The sequence below is a fragment of the Moraxella sp. Pampa genome (assembly GCF_035181385.1).
Taxonomy (GTDB): domain Bacteria; phylum Pseudomonadota; class Gammaproteobacteria; order Pseudomonadales; family Moraxellaceae; genus Moraxella.
Window position 1 is genome coordinate 624,953 of the sequence record NZ_JAXCJK010000001.1, and the last position, 22,493, is coordinate 647,445.

Annotated in this window: 28 protein-coding genes and 2 tRNA genes; 17 read left to right on the top strand and 13 right to left on the bottom strand. The window is 42.4% G+C overall.

What is annotated here, in order from left to right:
- Positions 1-84: 84 nt before the first annotated feature.
- From pstS to R0123_RS03015, 5 genes are all read right to left on the bottom strand, one after another.
- Positions 85-1,209, bottom strand: coding sequence for a phosphate ABC transporter substrate-binding protein PstS (pstS, locus tag R0123_RS02995; protein WP_323843053.1), 1,125 nt, complete (start codon positions 1,207-1,209; stop codon positions 85-87).
- A gap of 410 nt (positions 1,210-1,619) precedes the next feature.
- Positions 1,620-1,772: a hypothetical protein gene (locus R0123_RS03000; RefSeq protein WP_323843054.1), complete on the bottom strand. Its 153-nt coding sequence runs from the start codon at positions 1,770-1,772 to the stop codon at positions 1,620-1,622.
- Between the two features lie 39 nt (positions 1,773-1,811).
- Positions 1,812-1,888: transfer RNA gene (locus R0123_RS03005), tRNA-Pro, on the bottom strand.
- Between the two features lie 116 nt (positions 1,889-2,004).
- Positions 2,005-4,299 (bottom strand): site-specific recombinase, encoded by a 2,295-nt coding sequence (locus R0123_RS03010; RefSeq protein WP_323843055.1) that lies wholly within the window; start codon positions 4,297-4,299, stop codon positions 2,005-2,007.
- A 60-nt stretch (positions 4,300-4,359) separates the two neighbouring features.
- Positions 4,360-6,393 (bottom strand): UvrD-helicase domain-containing protein, encoded by a 2,034-nt coding sequence (locus tag R0123_RS03015; RefSeq protein ID WP_323841835.1) that lies wholly within the window; start codon positions 6,391-6,393, stop codon positions 4,360-4,362.
- A 464-nt stretch (positions 6,394-6,857) separates the two neighbouring features.
- On the opposite strand from R0123_RS03015, the gene R0123_RS03020 reads away from it, so the two are divergent.
- The 14 genes from R0123_RS03020 (at position 6,858) to R0123_RS03085 (ending at position 16,525) form a co-directional block, all read left to right on the top strand.
- Positions 6,858-6,934 (top strand) — tRNA-Ile (locus R0123_RS03020).
- Positions 6,935-7,419: 485 nt separating this feature from the next.
- Positions 7,420-7,764 (top strand): hypothetical protein, encoded by a 345-nt coding sequence (locus R0123_RS03025; protein WP_323843056.1) that lies wholly within the window; start codon positions 7,420-7,422, stop codon positions 7,762-7,764.
- Positions 7,765-8,547: 783 nt separating this feature from the next.
- Positions 8,548-9,138, top strand: coding sequence for an N-acetylmuramoyl-L-alanine amidase (locus tag R0123_RS03030; protein WP_323843057.1), 591 nt, complete (start codon positions 8,548-8,550; stop codon positions 9,136-9,138).
- Entirely contained in the window at positions 9,122-9,364 is a 243-nt protein-coding gene (locus R0123_RS03035; protein ID WP_323843058.1) for a hypothetical protein, read from the top strand. Before R0123_RS03030 ends, R0123_RS03035 begins: the two co-directional genes overlap by 17 nt.
- Positions 9,357-9,578, top strand: coding sequence for a TraR/DksA C4-type zinc finger protein (locus R0123_RS03040; protein ID WP_323843059.1), 222 nt, complete (start codon positions 9,357-9,359; stop codon positions 9,576-9,578). Before R0123_RS03035 ends, R0123_RS03040 begins: the two co-directional genes overlap by 8 nt.
- 90 nt (positions 9,579-9,668) lie before the next feature.
- On the top strand, positions 9,669-9,905 hold the full coding sequence (locus R0123_RS03045) for a hypothetical protein (protein WP_323843060.1): 237 nt from the start codon (positions 9,669-9,671) through the stop codon (positions 9,903-9,905).
- An 80-nt stretch (positions 9,906-9,985) separates the two neighbouring features.
- Complete coding sequence (locus tag R0123_RS03050; protein ID WP_323843061.1) at positions 9,986-10,285, top strand: hypothetical protein; 300 nt, start codon at positions 9,986-9,988, stop codon at positions 10,283-10,285.
- A gap of 11 nt (positions 10,286-10,296) precedes the next feature.
- Positions 10,297-10,836, top strand: coding sequence for a DUF3486 family protein (locus R0123_RS03055; protein WP_323843062.1), 540 nt, complete (start codon positions 10,297-10,299; stop codon positions 10,834-10,836).
- Complete coding sequence (locus R0123_RS03060; protein WP_323843063.1) at positions 10,833-12,356, top strand: hypothetical protein; 1,524 nt, start codon at positions 10,833-10,835, stop codon at positions 12,354-12,356. The genes R0123_RS03055 and R0123_RS03060 overlap by 4 nt, the downstream gene beginning before the upstream one ends.
- A gap of 12 nt (positions 12,357-12,368) precedes the next feature.
- Entirely contained in the window at positions 12,369-13,883 is a 1,515-nt protein-coding gene (locus R0123_RS03065) for a DUF935 domain-containing protein (protein ID WP_323843064.1), read from the top strand.
- Entirely contained in the window at positions 13,880-15,112 is a 1,233-nt protein-coding gene (locus tag R0123_RS03070; RefSeq protein ID WP_323843065.1) for a phage minor head protein, read from the top strand. The genes R0123_RS03065 and R0123_RS03070 overlap by 4 nt, the downstream gene beginning before the upstream one ends.
- A 137-nt stretch (positions 15,113-15,249) precedes the next feature.
- Complete coding sequence (locus R0123_RS03075; protein ID WP_323843066.1) at positions 15,250-15,540, top strand: hypothetical protein; 291 nt, start codon at positions 15,250-15,252, stop codon at positions 15,538-15,540.
- A gap of 55 nt (positions 15,541-15,595) precedes the next feature.
- The gene (locus R0123_RS03080) at positions 15,596-15,922 is read left to right on the top strand and encodes a hypothetical protein (RefSeq protein WP_323843067.1); all 327 of its coding nucleotides are present in this window, start codon (positions 15,596-15,598) and stop codon (positions 15,920-15,922) included.
- 117 nt (positions 15,923-16,039) lie between these two features.
- Positions 16,040-16,525 (top strand): phage virion morphogenesis protein, encoded by a 486-nt coding sequence (locus R0123_RS03085; RefSeq protein WP_323843068.1) that lies wholly within the window; start codon positions 16,040-16,042, stop codon positions 16,523-16,525.
- Positions 16,526-16,629: 104 nt separating this feature from the next.
- Here the strand turns inward: R0123_RS03085 and R0123_RS03090 are convergent, their stop codons facing one another.
- The 5 genes from R0123_RS03090 to R0123_RS03110 are packed head-to-tail and all read right to left on the bottom strand — an operon-like array spanning position 16,630 to position 19,271.
- Positions 16,630-17,118, bottom strand: coding sequence for a hypothetical protein (locus tag R0123_RS03090; protein WP_323843069.1), 489 nt, complete (start codon positions 17,116-17,118; stop codon positions 16,630-16,632).
- Positions 17,115-18,044: a hypothetical protein gene (locus R0123_RS03095; protein WP_323843070.1), complete on the bottom strand. Its 930-nt coding sequence runs from the start codon at positions 18,042-18,044 to the stop codon at positions 17,115-17,117. Before R0123_RS03095 ends, R0123_RS03090 begins: the two co-directional genes overlap by 4 nt.
- 19 nt (positions 18,045-18,063) lie before the next feature.
- A complete protein-coding gene (locus R0123_RS03100) occupies positions 18,064-18,549 on the bottom strand; it encodes a hypothetical protein (RefSeq protein WP_323843071.1) in 486 nt (161 codons plus the stop codon).
- 27 nt (positions 18,550-18,576) lie between these two features.
- Entirely contained in the window at positions 18,577-18,912 is a 336-nt protein-coding gene (locus R0123_RS03105; protein ID WP_323843072.1) for a phage protein Gp27 family protein, read from the bottom strand.
- Entirely contained in the window at positions 18,912-19,271 is a 360-nt protein-coding gene (locus R0123_RS03110) for a helix-turn-helix domain-containing protein (RefSeq protein ID WP_323843073.1), read from the bottom strand. Before R0123_RS03110 ends, R0123_RS03105 begins: the two co-directional genes overlap by 1 nt.
- 112 nt (positions 19,272-19,383) lie before the next feature.
- Between R0123_RS03110 and R0123_RS03115 the strand changes: the two genes are divergently transcribed.
- The 3 genes from R0123_RS03115 to R0123_RS03125 all read left to right on the top strand — a co-directional run bounded on the left by R0123_RS03115 (position 19,384) and on the right by R0123_RS03125 (position 20,398).
- Positions 19,384-19,602 (top strand): DNA-binding protein, encoded by a 219-nt coding sequence (locus R0123_RS03115; RefSeq protein WP_323843074.1) that lies wholly within the window; start codon positions 19,384-19,386, stop codon positions 19,600-19,602.
- A 100-nt stretch (positions 19,603-19,702) separates the two neighbouring features.
- Complete coding sequence (locus R0123_RS03120; protein WP_323843075.1) at positions 19,703-20,110, top strand: hypothetical protein; 408 nt, start codon at positions 19,703-19,705, stop codon at positions 20,108-20,110.
- A 3-nt stretch (positions 20,111-20,113) separates the two neighbouring features.
- The gene (locus R0123_RS03125; protein ID WP_323843076.1) at positions 20,114-20,398 is read left to right on the top strand and encodes a helix-turn-helix domain-containing protein; all 285 of its coding nucleotides are present in this window, start codon (positions 20,114-20,116) and stop codon (positions 20,396-20,398) included.
- 182 nt (positions 20,399-20,580) lie between these two features.
- On the opposite strand, the gene R0123_RS03130 is transcribed toward R0123_RS03125, so the two are convergent.
- From R0123_RS03130 to R0123_RS03140, 3 genes are all read right to left on the bottom strand, one after another.
- Positions 20,581-21,024 carry a hypothetical protein gene (locus R0123_RS03130; protein ID WP_323843077.1) on the bottom strand — a complete coding sequence of 148 codons (444 nt, stop codon included), beginning with the start codon at positions 21,022-21,024 and terminating at the stop codon, positions 20,581-20,583.
- 62 nt (positions 21,025-21,086) lie between these two features.
- Positions 21,087-21,401, bottom strand: a complete 315-nt coding sequence (locus R0123_RS03135; RefSeq protein WP_323843078.1) for a phage tail assembly protein T — start codon at positions 21,399-21,401, stop codon at positions 21,087-21,089.
- Positions 21,402-21,571: 170 nt separating this feature from the next.
- Positions 21,572-22,441 carry a M23 family metallopeptidase gene (locus R0123_RS03140; protein ID WP_323843079.1) on the bottom strand — a complete coding sequence of 290 codons (870 nt, stop codon included), beginning with the start codon at positions 22,439-22,441 and terminating at the stop codon, positions 21,572-21,574.
- Positions 22,442-22,493 lie beyond the last annotated feature (52 nt).

A 22,493-nucleotide genomic window follows, 5' to 3' on the forward strand; every position in this document is an offset into this window, starting at 1 on the left:
TTGATTTGAGTTAAGGGCATTAAAACACCCCTAACCAATCTATCTACACTGCTAAGATAATTAATATTGCCAATTACCAACCTTTTACTGACTTTGATACAATGCTTTACCATCTTGCCCAACAACTTTTGCCCACTCTTTGCGGATTAAAGATTTGGTAGCATCAGGCAATGGTACATAGTCTAGGTTTTTTGCCATTTCATCACCATGACTAAATGACCAATCAAAAAATGCCAGAGCTGACTTCGCATTATCATCACTGGTTGGATTTTTATGCATTAGGATAAAAGTTGCTGCTGCCAATGGCCATGCATTTTGAGCGGACTGGTTGGTCAAAACCACATTAAAGCCCTTATTTGCCGTCCAGTCGATATCAGCCGCTGCCTTAAAGGTTTCTTGGTCAGGTTGCACAAAACTACCCGCACTGTTTTGAAGTTGAGTGTAGCTCATCTTATTTTGTTTAGCATAGGCGTATTCCACATAGCCAATAGAGTTTTTAACACGCCCCACATAGGTTGCCACGCCTTCATTACCTTTACCTGCCGTACCCGTTTGGGCGGTTGGCCATTTAACGGTCTTTTCGACACCAACCGTATTTTTCCAATCATCAGACACTTGAGCAAGATAATTAGTAAAAATAAAAGTCGTACCAGAGCCATCTGAACGAAATACAGTAACAATATTTTCATCAGGCAGGGTAATGTCAGGATTTAGGGTGGCGATAGCAGGGTCGCTCCATTTGGTAATTTTCCCCAAATAGATGTCGGCCAGCACCCTACCTGTTAGTTTAAGCTGCCCTGCTGCCACACCATCGATGTTCACAATGGGTACAACACCACCAATGACGGTTGGAAACTGAATCAATCCTTCTTTTTCCAGCTCTTCGCTACTCATTGGAGAGTCTGTCGCCCCAAAGTCTACCGTTTTGGCGATGATTTGCTTGATGCCACCTGATGAGCCGATGGACTGATAATTCACCTGACCACCAGTATTTTGCAAAAATCCATTCGCCCACTGTACATATACAGGCTGAGGAAATGATGCTCCTGCCCCTGTTACGGTCATTATGACTTTATCGTTACCATTGGCTTGAACGGCAGTTTGTGGCGATTGAGCTTGCTCGCCCAGTTTTTGAGACTTATCCTGACAAGCAGTCAGGCCAAGTGCTAAAAAGACTGACGCCATAGTTAGTAATGTATTTTTTTTCATTACTTGCTCCTTTTGAGAGTTAAAAATTGACGGAGAGTTACCACTAACTTACTTGGCAGGCATTTTAACAAGCAAAAATGACAGCTATATGACAAATGAAAAATTATCCAACACCAATATGATAATATTCATTCTTCATACAACAAACTCATTTTAAGGACAATAAAATAAGGCTATCACGCAAGGTGAATAGCCTTATTTTATTAATTGGTCATGAATATAATTTTGTTCTTGAAAAATCTACTGTGATTGCAGGTATTAACCCAAATACAGATCAATTGATACATCTAAATAGTCAAATTTTTGCTTTATTTTAGACTCTACCTAACAACCAAAACAAAAAGAGATAATGAATGCTCTTTTAAAATTTCATCAATTTTTTTAAAGCATCTGATATTTTAAAAGAACACTCATTGCATCAACTCCATCATTTCCACTTTGTGAACCGCCAGCTCGTCTATAATCTCATGGTCTTTGTAATTGATGGCCTTTAAAAAGCTGATGAATGCTTGTTCGTTATGGTCGGTAGCTCGTTTTGAAAGTTCAAAACCTAGAAAAATCAAGGGCTATCGCACGATTGTGGATAGCCCTAGATTATTGAATGGTCGGAGTGGCGGGATTCGAACTCGCGACCCCTTGCACCCCATGCAAGTGCGCTACCAAGCTGCGCTACACCCCGAATAGACAACATATTCTACTAAAATTTTCAGATTTTGCAAGTATTTTATTTTAGGTTTTTACTACACTCACTCACCAAATAAATACCAGCTCACACATGGCACCACATATCACCAATCACTTTGGTAGTTTTGGTGGTTTGTCAGGTTTTGGTAATGGTGTGGTATTATGACCCTCCTCGACCACCAGTTCCTGTACGATTTCGCCATCATTATGATGCTCAGCAATGGCCTCACGAATGTCTTTATTATTTGCATCTGCCCTATCTTTTGGTTTACTTCCCAGTCTACGCACCACATAGTTATCTGGTAGCACACGAGCATTTGACTCTTTTTCATCAGTCCAATCCTCATAAATCACACGCCCTTCGCTGTCAATTTGTGCATATTTAACCGATTCACTTCTTGGAAAAAAGAAGTCCCATGGATTGACTAAAAAATGCCGCCAAACCAGACTTCCCAAACCTTTCCACTCGGTAAATTCCACCTCTTTTGAACGCAACGCCACAAGCAGTGCCAGTGAAAAGCTGACCAATAAGTTCACCGCACCGATGAGTAGCACCCCAATAAAAGACCAAATCATCAGACCCCAAGTCAAATCCTGCGGAGACAGATAAAACAGCCCATGCACCAAATTAGCAGATGCAAAGGCAATGTGGCGAATATCAAGTGGCAATCCTAGCATATAACCAATCGTTGCCGTACTGCCCAAAAAGCAACCAAAGATAAAGTTGCCCATAATCGCACCAAGATTTGCCTCAATAAAACCACCTAATTTTTCTTGCCAAGAGCATGGCAACACACGGGACAGCAAATGATGTCGTCTGATGCGTTCACCAATTTTATTATAAGCAGAAAGATTGTCATAATAACCAGCAATCAACCCTGATAAGAATAAAAAAACACCTGCAATTGCTGCATGAGGCAATGACAAAGAGCGGATTGGATCAAGCTCATGCAGCAGGTGTGCCGCTTTTGAGCCATCAATCATTGGCGTACCCATAAAATACGACCAAGCATAGGCTATGGCAAGTGCAGTTGGTATGGCGATAGAAATATTTCCCAAAATTGCAACAAACTGCGTCCGCATGATATCAACAATCAACTCAGACAACTTTGTCATTTGTTTGGCTTTTTTATTAGCCGAACCCTCTGAGATGGTTGATGCAATAGCAGCGGCGGTCATGGCTGGTTGCTTGGTAGCAACCGTACCACCCACAATATGGATACCCACAAAACCCAAACCATAAATCATACTATTTACAAACGCCCTACCAATCGGTGCTAACACTAAGGCATAAGATAAAATCTTAATCGTTGCCATAAAAGCAATAAAAAACCCGCCAATCGCTGCTTTTTTATACATTTTGCGATAGCCTGTACGATCGGTACTGATGTAATGCTCCCCAACACGGCTGGCATTTTCGGTAACCTTACGCGACAATAATTTGGTATTGCTTTCAATCAAATACCCAAAACTATATCTTGTCTTTGCCGTACGCACAATTTGGGCAGTCAGCTCAACAATTGCCTCATCACGCTTTTTTTTATTATCTGCCACCAGCTCAATCAACACCTGCATTCGGTGCAGGCTTTGCTCTAATCGCACTAGCATATTGGTCAGACGGATTGAGATGCCTGTTTTATAGATGCGTTTTCGTACATTGGTAACAATGTCTTCGCATTGCTCTAACATCACCAATAGTGGTGCAGGGCTGATATCCTCATCAGGCGTAACATCAGTCATCAAATCAAGCTCATGCACTTTACGATACTGATTAACAAACAAAACAGCCTCTTGATTTTGAGCAACAAAAGCAGCAGAATGGTTTAACATCTGTGGGTAAGCTGCCATTAAGTCAAGATGCAGCCCCATACCACTGATGCGATATGACAAGATGACAATGGCGTTTAGAATGCTGTTTTTGGCAGTTGCCACCAACGCCAAATCCTCCTCATCAACACAAATCATCTCGATGAGTTTATCCCATTTGCCCGCATCAATAGAGCGTACCCAGCGTAAATCACTGCGTTCATTAAACAAAAAGCTGGCAAGCTCAACCACCGAATCCTCTTCAGGCAATAATGGTAAGAGCCGATGCCCAATAAGACGATTCATGCTATAAAAAAAACTTTGGTCAGAAGCGATGCCTGTGTCAGTATAAAGCGTTACTTGGTTATACTGATTGGTTAGCCGTAAAATAAATGCAGCAAGCCCAGAGCCGTATTCAGGATTAACCTCAATCAGTTTTATCAGTTCATCCATCTTATGGTTGGCAGCATCTTCATCGCCCTCGGCCACCCTAAGCTCATCAACAAGCTGTTTTAATGCTTGCAAATCTGGCGCATCTTTTAATGCCAAAATGCGTTGTAAAATTTCTTCAAGATTGGTGTGTGTGGAGTCGTACAACAATTCTCTCCCAATATTTAGGCCTAACTAGGCATTGATTTAATCATTACCATATTGGTACCATCAAGAGCTACGCTTAGCAGCAAGCATGGCTTGAATGTTAGACAAATAATCCTGTGCTACTTGCTTTGGGTCTTTATTGGCAACTTTTTTGGCAGGATAGTCAATATGGTCGGCTGGCAGTTCGTCTAAAAAACGAGATGGTGAAGTTTGTCTAAAATCCCCACCTGCTCGGCGTTTTTGTGCAAGTGTTAAGGTCAGTTCCAATCTTGCACGGGTAATGCCCACATACATCAGCCGTCGCTCTTCTTCAATATTATCTTCCAGCAAAGAATTGCGATGTGGCAAAATCTCCTCTTCCATACCAATGATATAAACATAATCAAATTCCAAACCCTTAGCAGCGTGCAGGGTCATCAAATTCACTTTATTGGTATTTTCTTCTTCTTGCTGTTGTTCTAGCATATCAAGCAACATCATTTTACGAATGACCGCCTCAATGGTCTTATCATCATCTTCCTCAGCACGATCAATCAAAGTGGCGATGCTTTGATATAACGATTCAATATTATCCAGACGATTTTTTTCTTGTTGCGGGGTCTTGCTATCTTCTTTAATATAGTCAATATAACCTGTTTCAACAATCATCTGACGAACCAATGGCATAGGATTGGCATTATCATACAACTGCTTGGTATAATGTTCAATAAAGTCAGCAAAAGCATATAGCGTACTACTTGCCTTTGACCCTATCGCTGATTTTAAGCCTGTATGTGAGCAGGCAGACAATAAAGATATGCCATACTCTTGGGCAAACAAACCCAGCTTTTCTAGGGTTGCTGACCCCATACCACGCTTGGGCGTGTTAATAATGCGTAAAAAGGCTGCATCATCATCAGGATTAAGAATGATTCTAAGATAGCTCATCACATCTTTAATCTCAGTACGAGCAAAAAATGAAGTGCCGCCAGAAAGTTTGTAAGGCACATTTAACTGGCGAAGTTCGGTTTCTAGCACTCTGGCTTGAAAATTAGAACGATACAGCACAGCATACTGCTCCCACAAGTTGCCATGTCGTAGGCGATGTGCGACAATCTCTTTGGCCACTCGTTCGGCCTCATCAAAATCAGACGGGCAGGTAATCACACGAATCTGCGCTCCCTCACCCTTATCCGACCACAATGCCTTATCAAAGACATGTTCATTGTTGGCGATGACTGTATTTGCCGCACTCAAAATACGGTTGGTTGAACGATAATTTTGTTCAAGCTTTACCACATGAAGACTTGGAAAATCCTGCTTTAATAAAGCCATATTTTCAGGTTTGGCCCCACGCCAAGTATAAATTGACTGATCATCATCACCCACCACCGTAAAGCGAGCAGAAGCACCTACCAACAGCTTAACCAGTTCATATTGAACGGTATTGGTGTCTTGATACTCGTCCACAAGCAAATAGCGAATGCGACGCTGCCATTTATCTCGCACCATGTCATTTTCTTTTAAAATCCGTGCAGGCAAAACAATCAAATCATCAAAATCCACAGCGTTATAAGCACGCAAATTGCGTTCATACAAACCATACAGATGGGCAAACATCGCATCTTCTGGCTCAGATAAAGTCGCCAAGGCATCTTCTGGGGCAACCAGATTGTTTTTCCAATCAGAGATGAATTTAATCGCCTTGCCCACCAATTCACGACTTTCTGCCCCACTCATGTTATCACGCACCATCAATTCCATTAAAAGGCGTTTAGAATCATCTGAATCCATGATACTAAAATTCGCCTTCAAAGGAGTGTGCGATAATTCATAACGCAAAAACTGCAAGCCGAACTGATGGAAAGTTGATACCGTCAGACCTCGGGTTTTTTCACTCGGCAAAAGCTTTGATACACGCGCCTTCATTTCACGAGCCGCCTTATTGGTAAAAGTCATTGCTGTGATTCGCTCAGCTGGAATGTTGCACTTTGTAATCAGATGAGAAATTTTTTGGGTAATGACTGAAGTCTTGCCTGAGCCTGCCCCTGCCAAAACGAGCAGTGGTCCTGATACATGGGTTAGAGCTTCTTGTTGGCGGGGATTTAGCTGACTCATATCTTTATCATCTTTTATTTCATTGTATTTAAATGATTTTTTATCAAGGCAAAGGCCCAACAAAAAAGGCAATCATTATAAGCGATTTTGCCTAACAATAGCAAAATTTTTGCCATTTTAATCAAATCACCATAATCCATCATAAGTTCTTACATGAATTTTTAGAATAATGAACAAAAAATACTTTGTTTATCCTTTCAAACTTACGATACAAATAGATGGTACACAGGTGATTGCAAACCGCATACAGCCCGCCCAAAGACAAATGCAAACACAATGACAATTTAACCAATATAAGCTAATAAAATTTTATGTTTAAACACTTTAATTTTTGTTTGCAATGATGTATAATGACATCTTGTTGCAATAAGATAGATTTACATAGCATTTTTATTTAATATTTAAAAATATTGTAAATTATTTATGATTATATAAATCATTGATTTTATTGTAATTTTTCTTAAGGGCCTATAGCTCAGTCGGTTAGAGCAGAGGACTCATAATCCTTTGGTCCACAGTTCGAGTCTGTGTGGGCCCACCAAATTTAAGTCAATGAAATCAAGGGTTTGCGATTTGCAAGCCCTTGATTTTTTTCATCAAAAATTTCACAAAATAAAAAGTAACCATATAATAACCAAATACAAAATTAAACATGACCGCTACAGCAGGGGTGGCTTGACTTGTGGCTTTAAAGACAGGGATTTGACAGGCTGGGGCGTGGGCAGCTTCTTTGGCGGATTTAACATCTAATTTAAAAAATCTGCCGAATTTTTTGGCTAAAATGCCGTGTAGTTCAATGTTTTCATGGATATACTCTAATAAAAAAACCGCTTACGGTATCACAAGCGGTTAGAAAATCTTTTATTTTGGATAATAAAAAAAAGTCAAGATAAATCTTGACTTTTAATATAGTATTTACTATAAAATGTTTTATCAAGACAAGGTGCTGTAACACCAAGTCTTGATAGGTTACCGCCACCGACCTAAGTCAAGTGGTGGCTATCCTATGAGATAAACGATGAAAATGTGCAAAATCGCAATCGTTTTAATCTTGGTCTTGTTACGCACACCTGCTTGGTAAGACTAAGTCAAGCCAAAAGGCTTGAGCTGGGTAGTGCAAGCACCCAGTTTCTCCTAAAACTTAGGATCATCTTACCAACAATTTATTGTCAAATGCCTAAGATTGTCAATACCCCAAAAAGCAAAGCCCAAATCCAAGCCGATTCTGATGCCAAGCGTGGCGTAAAGGTGGCAAGCTATAAATTTCCCATAGAGTTCATTGATGAACTTGCCATATTGTCCGAAAAAACAGGACTTTCACGCTCTGCCATCATCATGCAAGCTGTTAAGGCGTGGCAGCAGACGGCATAAACGAGTGATGACGCACCACCAATGCTGTGCGTCAAAGCCAGCTTTTGCAAAGTTATTTTTGATATAATGGCTCTGGTTGGCATTTTCCCACCAATATTTTCTTACGAATGCCCATAAAGTCTTTGGCCGCATCTTTTAAGTCCATATCAAAAGCGGTGGCAATATCATGGCTTATTTCTTGTTTTGAATATTACGGCTAAAATTAACCGTATTTGCTAAAACCCATCACAATAATAACTTGCTATTATCTACGATAAATGGGATTATTGGGAACGATGGGGGACTGATTGGTATAAGGGGAATGCAAGAGAGTTTCAGGTAGTGAAAGGAAAATGGTTGGAGGTTTGGGTAAGTAAGAATGCGGGTGGGTTTGGAGTTGAGTATGGATTGGCTATGGATGGGTTGGTGTTCTTTTGGGGTGGTTGATATAATCAAGCGTTGATGGATTGATGGATTGATGGATTGATGGATTGATGGATTGATGGATTGATGGATTGATGGATTGATGGATTGATGGATTGATGGATTGATGGATTGATGGATTGATGGATTGATGGATTGATGGATTGATATTTTAGCACAGGCTGATGAGCTTGTGCTTTTTTATTGTCTAAATTTTAGTATTGGTTGGTATTGGTGAGTGGGTTGAGTAAGAGAAATTTCTAAAATGCTTTAAAAGACCGTCAAGGGGTGAGTTTGTCATAATGGACTAAATTAATCCAGCCGACCATCACATGAATGACTTGGGCAGATGGCTAGGCGGACAAACATTGGATGACATTGATGACAACTTCTACCCCTATCATCTTACTGACCGCAGGGCACGGTGGTGCTGATGTCGGTGCGGTAAATACCAGCTACCAAAATAAAACGCACACTGAGAGCGACATTGCTTGTGAGATGCGAAATATTGTTGCTCATATTTTAACAAATGATTATGGCTTGATCGTCAAAACTGACGGTATTGGTAAACAGAATTTGCCCTTAAAGCAGGCCTTGTTAATGATTAAAGGTTCACACCTTGCCATTGATTTTCATACCAATGCGTCTGTGAACAAATCAGCCACAGGCATTGAGTGCTTGACTTTGCCCAAAAATAAAGCTGTTGCCCAAACTCTAAGCCAAGCTGTGGCAAGCGTTACAGACTGGAGGTTGCGTGGTGAGCTGGGGTTTAAACCTGACGGTGCGGGTCAGCACTCACGCCTAGCCTATGCACGCTTTGGTGGGTTGGTGTTTGAGCCATTTTTTATCAGTAATGATGAGGATCTGGCTATTTGGTATGCCAAAAAATGGCTGATTTGTCGTGCTATTGCTGATGGCATTGCTAAGATTTTTGGTGTGAACAAGGTGGATGGTGGTGAAAAGACTGCTTGAACTGTTTACAAGTCCTAAGACAGACCGTTTATCACACACCCGCCTTTGGGCGAATGTGGCAAGCCTTGTGGCCACAATCCAATTCATCCGCTTAAATACCGACGATTGGGAGCTGTGGCTGGTTTATCTGGCTTCCGTGGGTGGTTATGCGGTGGCAAGAAAATTTTTGGCAAGTCGTGATCATGCAAAGCAAAACCCTAACCACATAGGAGATGAACATGAGTGATGTGATAGACAAAGCCCAAAGGCAAAGCGAGATGATATTGGCAAGAGAGCTTAAAAATGCCCAAGTTCACACCAAAAGCACTGTATCTGCCACGCATTGCACTGACTGTGGCGAGCCAATCTCAGAAGCAAGACGGCAAATGGTAGCAGGCTGTGTACGCTGCGTGATGTGTCAGTCTGAGTTTGAACATTCACAAAAGCAGTTAAGGAGATAGGCATGGAAAAGACATTTTGTCAGCATTGAGTTTTGGCAACTTGTTGGGTTTTTACTCTCCTTTTTGGGGGTGTGTTGGGGTTTTGGCAAAATGCTTCTTGCTCAGTTTCAAGCTCAACAAGACGAACGCCAAAAGGCACAAGACCGTATTGCTGAAAAAGTAGAAACCTTGGAAAACTTATTTGCTGAACAAAAAGCCGTCCTGCCCGAAAAATATGTCTTGCGAGAAGATTATATTCGCAATCAAGCGGTGCTGGAGGCCAAAATGGACAGCATTCAAAAGACTTTGACCGAGCTTTTTCGCTTAGAGAGTTCAAAGGCTAAATGACCGTGGCAGATAATGATGGCTAAATAATCATTGGCCAAACGCCAACAACCAAAAAGCAATCACAAACAAAGAGAAGCAAAATGCAAGAAAAAATCCGCCGTGAGGGTATGCGTTGGCATATCATCAACACTCTAAACAAGGCTCGTCCCTACACCACAAGCGAGGTATTTTTGCTTGATGTGATGCGGGGGATTTATGCTGATGTAACGCCCTTAGAATTGCGTCAACAGCTTGAGTATTTGGCAGGCCGTCAATTGGTAGAACTCACCAAAGAGCCAAGTGGTTCGTGGTTTGCCATACTCAACCATAAAGGTGTAGACATTGCTGAATACACCACGGACTGTGAAGCTGGCATTGGGCGACCTGTCAAATATTGGTAAGGGGTGAAAAAATGGCAAAACGAAGTAGCGTAGAACAACTGCCTCAGAGAGTTCGCCATGAGCTTGAACGCAAACTTGCCGATAATGGATTTAGTGATTATACCGCCCTTGCCAAATGGCTGAACGAACAAGGCTATGAAATCAGCCGAAGTGCGGTGCATCGCTATGGAACAAAAATCCAAAAACGCTTTGCCAATATCAAGGCAAGCACTGAGGCAGCAAGGCTGATCGCTGAGGGGGCGTCTGATGAAGGCGACACCAGAAGTGAGGCGTTGGTAGCAATGGTGCAAACAGAATTGTTTGATGCACTCGTGGAAATTGGCGATATGGACGATTTGGGGGCGGTTGAGCGATTCAATATGGTTGCCAAAGCCTCCAAAAATATTGCTGCTTTGACATCGGCAAGTACAAGGTTAAAAGAATATCAAGCCAAATTACAAGTCAAAATTGAACAAACCGCCAGCGAAGTCGCCAAAGTGGTTAAAAAAGGCGGGCTGTCTGACGAAACGGCTGACGAAATCCGCCGTAAGATTTTGGGGATTGGGGAATGAGCCAGCCAAAACGCACCAAACTTAGTCAGGAAATTAGCAAGATTTCTCGCAGTCCAATGGTGTTATTGCCTTACCAACAACGCTGGTGTGCTGACACATCGGCGGTTAAAGTGTGTGAAAAATCACGGCGTATTGGCTTAACTTGGGCTGAAGCTGGCGACTCGTCTCTTTTGTCAGCCAGAACAAATGGAATGAATGTTTGGTATGTCGGCTATAACAAAGATATGGCGTTAGAATTTATCCACGACTGTGGCAACTGGGCGAAGTTTTATGGCTTGGTGGCGGGCGAAGTGGAAGAAACCGAAGAAGTCTTTGTGGATGGTGATGATAGGCAAGCTATTTTAGCGTTTGTCATTCGTTTTGCGTCAGGACACCGCATTACCGCCTTGTCATCTCGCCCCAACAACTTGCGTGGTAAGCAGGGGCGGGTCATTTTGGATGAGGCGGCTTTCCACGAAAACTTGCCAGAGCTATTAAAATCAGCGATGGCTCTGTTAATGTGGGGCGGTCAGGTGCATATTATTTCTACCCATGATGGGGTGGACAATGCCTTTAATGAGCTTGTCAATGACATCAGAGCAGGCAAAAAGCCTTATTCTTTGCACCGCATTAGTTTTGATGATGCCATTGCCGATGGTTTATACCAACGCATTTGTCTAAGGCTTGGCATAGACTGGACACCACAGGGCGAAAGACAGTGGATAGCGGACATTCGGGCAAGTTATGGCGAGGACGCCAAAGAAGAGCTGGACTGTATTCCCAAAAATGGTGGCGGTAAATGGCTAAACCGTGCTTTGATTGAAAGCCGTATGAATCCTTATACGCCTGTCATTCGCCTTGATAAAAATGACGAATTTGCCCTGTTGCCTGAACATAGCCGAGCCAAAGAGATTGATGACTGGATAACCGACACCTTAGAGCCACTCCTTGATGGCTTAGATAAAAGTCGTATCAGCTTTGTGGGCGAGGATTTTGCTAGAAGTGGTGATAAAACTGTGATTGTGCCACTATTGCAATACCCAAATTTGATTTTAAAACCGCCTTTTATCCTAGAACTTGGCAATATGCCCTTTGCTCAGCAAGAGCAGATTATGATTGCCTTATTAAAAGGCTTGCCCAATTTGCGTGGCGGTGCGTTTGATGCTCGGGGTAACGGTCAATCGCTTGCCGAAAAAATGCAAGACACCTTTGGGGCGGATATTATCCAAGCCATTATGCTGTCCGAAAGTTGGTATCGCACCCACACCGCCCCTTTTAAATCCGCCCTAGAAGATGGCACACTTACCGACCTACCCAAAGATGAAGATATTTTAAATGATTTACGAGCCTTTGAGCTTGTGAGCGGCGTGCCACGCATTCCAAGTAGTCGCACACAAGGCACAGACGGCAAAAAACGCCACGGCGACGCAGGTATTGCCTTATTGCTGGCTCATTATGCCAGTCGTGAACTCAATGTCGGTCAAATCAAAGTTGCCACTCGCAAAGTTAAAAGAAAAAGCCGTCTCACCACTGGCTTTTAAGGAATATTAAGAATGACCACTCAAAAACCCCACACCAAAGAAAGCCCCAATCTTGACAAATCCGCCTTATCAGACCACATTGCCGTTGCCAAACGCTTACTGGGTATTGGTGGTTTTACCAGCATCCTACCCAACCCTGATGTGGTGCTAAAACGCCTTGGAATGCGTAGTATCAGCGTGTATCGTGAGCTACTGATTGACCCCATTGTGGGCGGTGCGGTACGCCGTAGAAAGTCGGCGGTCAAACGCCTAGAATATCGCCTAGATACAGAAATGAGTGGGGAGTTAAATGACAAACAGCAAGTGATCATCAAAACAATGCTGGCAAACATTGACCTGTACGAGCTGATTGGGCAAATCTTGGACGCAACGCTCTACGGTTATCAGCCGATAGAAGTCATCTGGGAGCTAAAAGACGGCTACTGGACACCTGTCAAACTGACCGCCAAACCGCAAGAGTGGTTTGGTTTTGATGATGACAGCAATTTGGTGTTGATCGATGGTGTCATCAAAAGACAATTACCTGCTTATAAATTTCTATGCCCTGTGCATGAGGCAACTTATACCAACCCTTATGGCACGGCTGAATTGTCATCGGTGTATTGGGCAACTGTCTTTAAACGAGGCGGACTAAAATTTTGGGCAGAGTTTGCTGAAAAATTTGGTAGTCCTTGGATTATCGGACACGAGCCAAGAAGCAATACCGATAGCGACACCGAAAAGCTCCTTGATGCCCTAGAACAGCTGATGGGCAATGCGGTGGCGACAATCCCCAATGACAGCAGTGTAGAAATCAAAGAGGCAACAGGCAAAACAGGCTCATCACAGGTGTTTGATGACTTTATCCGCTATTGCAAAAGCGAGATTAACATCGCCCTACTGGGGCAAGACCAAACCACCGACAAAGACACCAACCACGCGTCCAGCCAATCTGGGCTTGAAGTTACCCGTGATATTCGGGACAATGATTGTCGTATCGTGGAAAAGTGTATCAACACCTTGCTTGCTTGGGTTTGCGAGCTGAACTTTCACGGCACCATACCGCCCAAATTTGTGCTGTATGAAGAGGAAGTGGGCGACAAAACCCTAGCGGAGCGAGACCAGATTTTGACCGCTCTGGGCGTGTCTTTTAATCAAAGCTATTATGAGCGGGCGTATAACCTATCGGCTGATGAATTTACCCTAAATGCCAAGCCAATGCCTACAAACACCGTACCAACCACCCCCAATTTTAGTGAAAAATCCTTTGCATCACAGGGCGATTTGTCCGACAAATTGGCAATTGGACTACCAAGCGATGATGAGCTGACCACCCAAGTGGGACAAATGCTGAATGATTTTGCCAGTTTGGACAATGCCAATCTGGACAGCGAAACCGCTCTTTTGGAAAAATTAGCCAGCCTTTACCCCAAAATGAACATTGACGAACTGCAAGACAAACTGACCCAAATGCTGTTCATCGCTGATACGCTATCACGGCTACAAACCGAACAAGAAATGGGGCTGCTTCAAGGGGCGGATAGATGAGTAAGATTGACAAACTTACCGATAGACAAATCAAAGCTTTATTTGATATGCCTCCTGAAAAAGCCATTGAACATCTCAAATCCAAAGGCTTGCACATCGGTTGGGACTGGACGGACACGCACGCCATTGCCCACGCACGGAGCTTTACGATTGCCAAAATGACCGCCCTTGATATGCTCTCTGCCACCAAAAAAGCGATAGAGCAAGCAATGACGGACGGCACAGGCTATAAGGGTTTTAAAAATACTGTCAAGCCATATCTGATAAGTCAGGGCTGGTGGGGTGAGACGGTGGAGCGAAATCCCAAAACAGGTCAGCTTGACAAGGTGCAACTTGGCTCTAACCGCAGGCTAAAAACCATTTACCACACCAATCGTCGCACCGCTATCATGACTGCTAAATATGAGCGAATGAAACAGGCGACGGACACGCACCCTTATTGGCAATATTCTGCCGTGCTAGATAGGCGTACTCGTCCCACGCATTCAGCCAGACACGGAGCAGTGTATCATCATACAGACCTATTTTGGTCGCACTCTTATCCACCCAATGGCTTTGGTTGTCGGTGTAGTGTCAAGGCAATCACGGCAAAACACGCCCAAAGGGTCGGTATTGATAAAAGCGATGATGAAACACTGGTTTTGGGCGAAAATGGCTTTGGTGGTAGTCCTGTTGCCAGTCATCTGTTTGACAAACTGTGGTATGACAAGGCAAAGCAAGCCCTAGGGCAAAAACAGGCTCTGCAAGAGATTGCCAAAGACATGGCAAGCGATGTGCGAGTGGCAGGATTTTTGGCGTGGATAAGGCAACTACAAGCCAGCAATAAGCTACAAGGAAAAACCTATGGTGTGGGCGTACTGTCTGAGAGTTCATTCTCAAAACTGGCAACCGAACATGGTGCGGATATGCAGGAATTATCGCCTGTGGTTGGGTTGAAAGATACTGTTGTGGCTGGTAAAAAATACGACCGACATCTTACCAGTGGCGATGCCTTAGATGAGTTGGCACTTGAAAAAATTGTCAGAGGGTTTGGTAAGCCCGACTTTGAGCTGTGGGACACCAAAAACAAAAGCGTGCTCTTGGTTTATAAAACCAACGAAGGTAGAGTGATTAAGCTGTCTGTCAAGTTGGATAAATCAGAAACGCTGGTGGTGAGTGGCTATTATGTGGATAGCAAAGATATGACAAATGAGATAAATCGTGGGGCTTATGTGTATATTGATGATTGATATGAAGGCGAAAGCAAGCAACCTTACAGCGGAAAAAGTGTGCTTTCTGTCATTGTATCGCCTGAATCGAACAGGTTAAAGCCGTTTGCCCATTACACCGCTCGGACGACCGCCCAGACTCCACGCCTGACCCAACAATGCTTGGTTGCATTATACCAAACTTAGGAAACTTTGCCAATGCTCATAATGATGTGCTGGATTTTCAAGCCCTAGAAAAAATCATCAAAGATTTTGGCAAGCCTGATTGGGAGTTGTGGGATACTCAAAACAATAATTTATTGTTGGTGTATAAAATGCCTGATGATAAAGTGATTAAATTAACCGTGCAAATTACCAAGAATGGAGCGGAAGTGATAAGTGGATTTTATCAAGATTTGAATAGTATTAAGGGGTCTATTAACGGCAATGTATTTGCCAAAATCAAATAAAAAAGTTCTGCAACTTTGACGGACTTGAACCGTAACCGAACTGGCACACCTAAGTGTGTTACTCCCCCCGCCCACGCAGGACTCGTTGCAGAACAGTTTTATTATACCAAACTTAGGACACTTTGCCAATGCTCATAATGATGTGCTGGATTTTCAAGCCCTAGAAAAAATCATCAAAGATTTTGGTAAGCCTGACTTTGAGTTGTGGGATACTCAAAATAAAACGGTATTGTTAGCATATCAAGTGGCGGATAATAAAGTCGCCAAGCTGACTCTAAAAACAAATAAGGGTAATATTGAAGTGATTTCTGGGTTTTATGTGGATATGCAGACAATCAAGGCGGGAATTGCAGGTGGTGAGTATATCAAGATTGGAAAATAAAAATCCGCTACTTCGTCTGAATCGAACAGATTAAAAACACAATTGCTTGTGCCCAGACCCCGTGCCTGACCCCATAGCGGAATAACTTCATTATACCAAATTTAGGACACTTTGCCAATGCTCATTATCAACCTAGACGACAGACAAGCCAGCCAAAGCTTATCAAGACTGCTACAAAACGCCAGTAATTCACGCACCATCATGCGTTCTCTTGCTACAGAATTAGAGACAATGACCAAAGAGAACTTTGAAAATGAGGCCTTTGGCGGCAGTCCGTGGACAAGAAAAAAGTTTGGAGTTGGCAAAACCTTGACCGATACAGGTGAGCTAAGAGACAGTATTACCAGCCGTGCCAGTGGTCATACCGCCACAATCGGCACCAATGTGGCATATGCTCGTATTCATCATTTTGGTGGGCGGATACAAGCCAAAAACAAGCCTTATCTTGCCTTTGCTACCCCAAACGGCTTTGCAAGGGTCAAATCGGTGGATTTGCCGTCTCGTCCGTTTTTTCCTGTCTCGCCTACTGGCGAACTACAAACTCGTGGTGATGATAGGCTACTGGATGTGGCACTGACTGCTTTGACCGATGGCGTGCGGTAGCTTAAAAAACACTTTACAAAACCAAATATCGTGCTATTATATGCACAGAGCTACTTTGATAGCCAAAGCCCCTAAGTTTACGCTTGGGGGCTTTTTGATTATTTCTAGGATTTTGGTCTTTTGTCCTTGATGGCTTCGTTAAACTTATTTTTCCGAAAAGTATTTAGTTTACTGGGTAGACTTATGGACATCATTAAAGAAAAAGAAGTCAACCACAAATAAAAGTATTCTAAACAAACTAAGAATAGGCTATTTTGGTATTGTTTGTTATCTTTTAGTAATACAGCCATAAAGACAAATATCAATACTGCTAGATATAGATAAAACAAAAAATGTAACTTGTCAAAACGAGATTGATTGATGCTTTCTTGAACTTCTAGCTGTCGCCAATTCACAGATGAATCATATTCCACATTTGCAAACAGTGCCATAATTGCAAACAAAAATCCTGTTAAAATGGTAAAAACATTAATGATTACACTATTGGCATTAGGGCTAGCATGCACCAAAGGTTGTGCTACATAGCTAATACCACCAGCTATGATGATAGCCAGTAATATTAGCAAAGATAGGTTTTTTGGTCGCCATTTCATAGTTGGGTCAGATTTTTTTGCTGTAATTCATTAAAGTAAGTTACTAGCTCTGACAACACTGCCGCCCGACTTAATCCGTTGGTGTTGTTATGCTTGGATATGTACACTAATTTTGACAGCTTAACATCATCAGACTCAATAGTGTTACCTTTTTGGGTGATAATTTTAAAGTCTGCATTTTCTTCACCGATAACCATTTGTGCCTGCTCACGCAGCTCTTTTTGAGCCTCTTGGCTAGCTCTTGTATTGCCATCTAACCTTATTTCAACATTGACTTGCAAGTCTGCCTGATCTTGAATATCTGAAAGCTCTTCATCTTGGCGAAACAACCCTTTTAATCTACCAAATATACTGGGTGGGCTTTTTATGGTGGTATGATACGCAGTTAGCTCTGCCGAGATGGATTTAACGCCCTCATCTTGTATCATCTGTATTTTATCATAGTTCGCGACAGATTTAAAACTAGGCTTGTATATAGGGCAAGTATCATCCAAGCTCTGACAATGCTCACTTAAAGCGTGTAGATAAGCAGCTAGGGCGTGTTGCGACATATTGTTATGACCGCAGAAAATAACATGTTGTCCATAAATAAATACGAAACATTCTTTATTCATAAAAGACTGATCTTGAGGCGGTGAAACCTCTTCCCCTTCCTCTGTTACATTGGTGGACTTATGGCGGATGGTCTTAATACTTTCTGCTTGATTGCCTTTTTCGATATGAAGCAATAAACCACCATCTGTTTTGGTGAGAGATAAATCACGGTGTGTTATTTGTGTAACCTCGCCTGCACGGATAATCTCGGTCTTAGACACATTATCAGCAACAGCAAGCGACTGGCGTAAACACCGCTCCAAATCCAAAGGGTCATTATATTCAAAGGCTCTAAGATAATAGAGTTTTTTTGATATTTTCTTGGTCATCATTTATTCTCCTATCAGAACCTTAAAACTCGCACAAAATCGCATTTTTATTACCAAATGGACTTTCCTGCAACAATCTTGGTGTAACCGAACCTGCACAGCCATACTTCTCCCAAGCAACCGCACAAACATTTTTGTCTTTTACAGCGTCGGCAATGCCTTGTGTGCAGGTATCCCCAAATGCAGAATCTGACGAGCGAATGTCTGATGCCTGTACCTTTTCTTGAACTTTTGACTCTGTATCCAACCTCATGCTTAAATTGTCGCACTCAGCTGTTGCTTGCAGTGCATAACAAAAATTATAAACCAGCTCTTTGTCTTCTTTGGTCGGTTCTTGTGGTGAAATTAATTGATTCTCGTCCTTGCTTGGTTCATTGATGGTTGCTTGCTCAGCAGCAGGCGTGGCAGTTTCCACGCTTGGAGTGGCTGGCTCTTTGGTGGTGTCGGTGTTGGGTTCGCCACAGGCGATGAGTGCTAGGGGTAGTAGTAGAAGTGTGAATTTTTTCATAAAAGTTTCCTTAAATAAAATTGCACCTTATTGCTCGTATTTAATACTGACATTAAAGCCACTAGCAAGCATGGATATGGTTTTTAGGGCTTGTATGATTTTTTTGTCGTCCTGTAACGACCTAAAATCTTGTAACAACATTTGCTCCATCGCATTCAACCCAAGAGTTTTTTCAATGTCTTGCAATCTCTTTTGTAACTTTGTGCCATGTCTATGCACAGCCGATTTGCTAATACTGTAACCTAATTTTGCAAGCCAGTCGCTGTGCTTCTGGTATTCGCTAAAACAACTTCTACGAATTCTGCTTTCCAACTCTTTTCGGACATTGTTAGACAACATTTCTATCTGGCTTCTTTTCCCCATTACAGCTCCAACTCTTTCATAATAAACGCCTGTGTCTGTGGGTCAGCATTGCGAAAGCGTCTTAGTAGTTCCTGCTCATCTGCACTCTGGGCGGTCATCGTCTCGTCCACACTCATCATCTCTTGATAAGCGGGGAGTTGCTTTAAGTCGCCGATGGTGCGACCGATGCGAAAATCATTCAAAAGATAATATGCTTCCATTCCCATTTCTATCATTAAGCCGAGTTGCTTGATGGTCGGACTAGATTTTTCCTGTTCCCAATCCACAACCGTGCGTTTTGACACCCCTATTTTTTCAGCAAATTGGGGTTGTGTCAGATTTAATCTGGCTCGCTCTTCTTTCAATCTTGTTCCAAACACGAAAATTTTCTCACTTTTTGAAAAAAAGACTTGAAAAGTGCAGATTTCTGCACTATTATATACACCAACAACAAACAACATTTAAAACCCACAAACCAAAACGGAGTATGTCATGACTCAAAAACCCTTAAAAACCCCTGAACAAGTCAAAGCCGAGTATCGTGCCAAAGGCATTCCGCTGTCTCGTGTCGCCAAAGGGCAAGGCTGGTTTCCCCAAGACATCTACAAGGTGCTAAATGGTATGGCTCGTTGCAACTACGGCAAACCTCACGAAATCGCTGTGTATTTTGGGCTAAAACACGCCGATGAGGCGATACCACCCAAGAGCTAACAGGCTCAAAAACCGTCTGATTTGTGCGGATAATTATAGCACAAAATCGCACATTTTACCACTTTAACCCCTTATTTTATAAGGTTTTTAGGAATATTTTATGAAAAAATCATTAGATGACAAATGTCAAGCTCCGCCACTTGTAACCGTTAAAGTTACACCAGGACTTCAAGCCATTTATCTAGGTAAATCCTATGATGTTTCGACATTACCTGTTACTGTTGGGCAAAAATTACTACTTGTCCCATTTGAGAATAATGCAATGGTATCTCTCAATGGTGAGGGTTGGCGGAGCGTGCCAGAGGTTGAGCTTGACGAGACGGGCTGTCGGATTGATAAGCCAACCACACCAACCGATGAAGTGAGAATGTCTCATAACATTTGTTATAACCAATTAACAGATGATGAAAAATGGCTATTGCACGGCTATCGCTCATTGGACGAATGTGACCAGTCAATCATTGATTATCTTATGTGCGTGTTTGGCAACCAGAAAGTGGAGGTGTAAGCGATGAGCGGTAAAGGTCTTAGAGTGCTGACAGTTTTTAAAGCCTTAGAAGCTCACCCTTTAATTGGCATTAGTAATAAAGAAATTGCCGACAGTTTGGGACTGACCCCAACCCAAGTGAGCCGAGACTTAGCCGACTTGGTGGAAGCGGAATTGGTGCAAAAACTGGATAATGGCAATTATTGTTATAGCACCAAAACCCTACAAATTGCCATTGGTTTTCAAAGACAGCATGAACGCATTAAAGCCAAAGTTGCTGAAATAGAAAATCGTATGAAAGACTGGTAAAACGGAAAACAGTTTTCCGTTTTGAATATAAGCAAAAGCGAAAACCGTTTTCGCTTTTAACGGAGTAATAAAAATGAGTAATGAACAATTTGCCCCAAGTACGATGTTAATTGCCAATGCCATAATATTTTCCTTTGGGTAATAAAAAACCCTGCCAAGGCAGGGGTTAAGAAAAGTTGTGATTAATCGTAAAATACATCTATATCAATCGGCGTGCTACAAGCGATGGGGTAGCAGTCTTGCATTTGTTTTAATGCTTTGCCATCTGCTTTGAGCGTTAAAAAACGCCCATCTTTTAACAATACGCCCACATAGTGCCAGATTTGTTGTTTGACATCTGTACCGCCCACCGCAATTGTCGCACCAATCCCAAGCAGCGGATTAACGCCCATCAGTATTGCACCAACACCCATTGCAGTAAGATTACGCTTGCTGCGTGCAAAGTCATTATCTCCATAATCGCTTTGTAGCAATGCCATACCTAAAATATCATCAGTTGGTATTTTAATCTTTTTACCCCAAAATTTAGGCAACAAAACAATGCCTGTGTCTGTTAATGAGACAAAGACATGCTCTGGAAAGTCTTTGGTGTAAAACAACTTGCAGTTCATTGTAAGAAAATTCAAAAATAGATATCTTAATTATACCCACTTTTGATTTTCTTGCAAGTATGCAATCGGTAGGACGCTTACTTTTGATATTTGGCAAACATTGCCATCAGTGCCTCGATATCTTTTTGGGCTTGTTCTTTTGCCTTGTGCTGTTCGTATTCTTCACGCATTTCATCGGTCATTGGATTGGGATCGACGGGTAGAAAGTCTGCGATGCTCGTATCATCATTGCCGCACTTGGCATACAGCAGATGAGCGGTTTGCAAATCCTGCCGAAATCCGCCGAATGGGTCAATGCGGTCGTAGGCTTGCCATTCAATGAGTTCATCATAAGATAAACCTCTTTCAAGCTCGCCCACCGTCCGCCCCAGAGCAAGAGCGAGTTTAAACAAAAACCGACGCTTAGGGTCGGTTATGAGTTTTTTTCAAAGTCGTCCACTTCTTTACCGAAGTTTACACGGCTCACTGCTTCGATGATTAAAACCATGGCATGGCACATATCATTATACATAAGCAATCCAACTTTAATCACCCATTTAGCCAGAATATCCAAAAATTTGAATTATTTTAAAACCGATAACGGATCAATATAACTAGAATTGCGAGAGATACGAAACTCTAGCAATGCCATGCCATCTGCCTGCGGACGCATGGTGGCGATTTGTTGCCCTGCTTGTACGGTTTGACCTGATTTGACTTGGGCATTGTATATATGAAAATAATTACTCACAAAACCATCGGTATGTGCAATCGCTATCATCGCTCCATCAATATTACCATCAGCATGCAGAACAGTACCTGTACGACTGGCCAATACAGCATCACCAGCACGACCAGAGAACCACATACCCTGACTGGTAACAGCTTTACCGTTGATGTTAGTCGTGCCAAAACGACGCACTACAGGATTGCTGCTACTCACAGGGTAGCGAAATTGCATCAGCCCCACACTACCTACAGACAGCGGTTTGTTGGCAACAACTTGTGGCGTATCAGCTGGCTTTGTCAGTACAGTTTTTGTCGTGGTCAAGGTTTGATTAGGTGGTGCAACAGTTTGTTGTACTGGCGTAATGGAAGTCTTGATTGACACACTTTCATTGCCCTGCCATAGCACCAACCATTGCCCTGTATAAATGGTATATTGAGCATTTAAGTTATTGATGCGTCCAATAGTACGCCAATCAAGCCCATAACGCTCAGCAATCTTACTTACCGTATCACCCTGTCTGACCAGATGATGACTGGGCACACCCCGAGAGTCCATCACAATCTTTGGATCGGTTGAAATATTTGCAACATTAAGCGTTGTGCTTTTTTTATTTTGTTGATAGGTAGGCTTGCTGGCACAGCCTGTCAATACTGCCATGCCAAACACTCCAACCGTCATCACTTGCAATACATTTTTAGGCTTGAACAAAACATCCATCAACATACTCTATTCTCTTTTTCTTTTTTAACAATATTAATCTAGCAATATAACAATT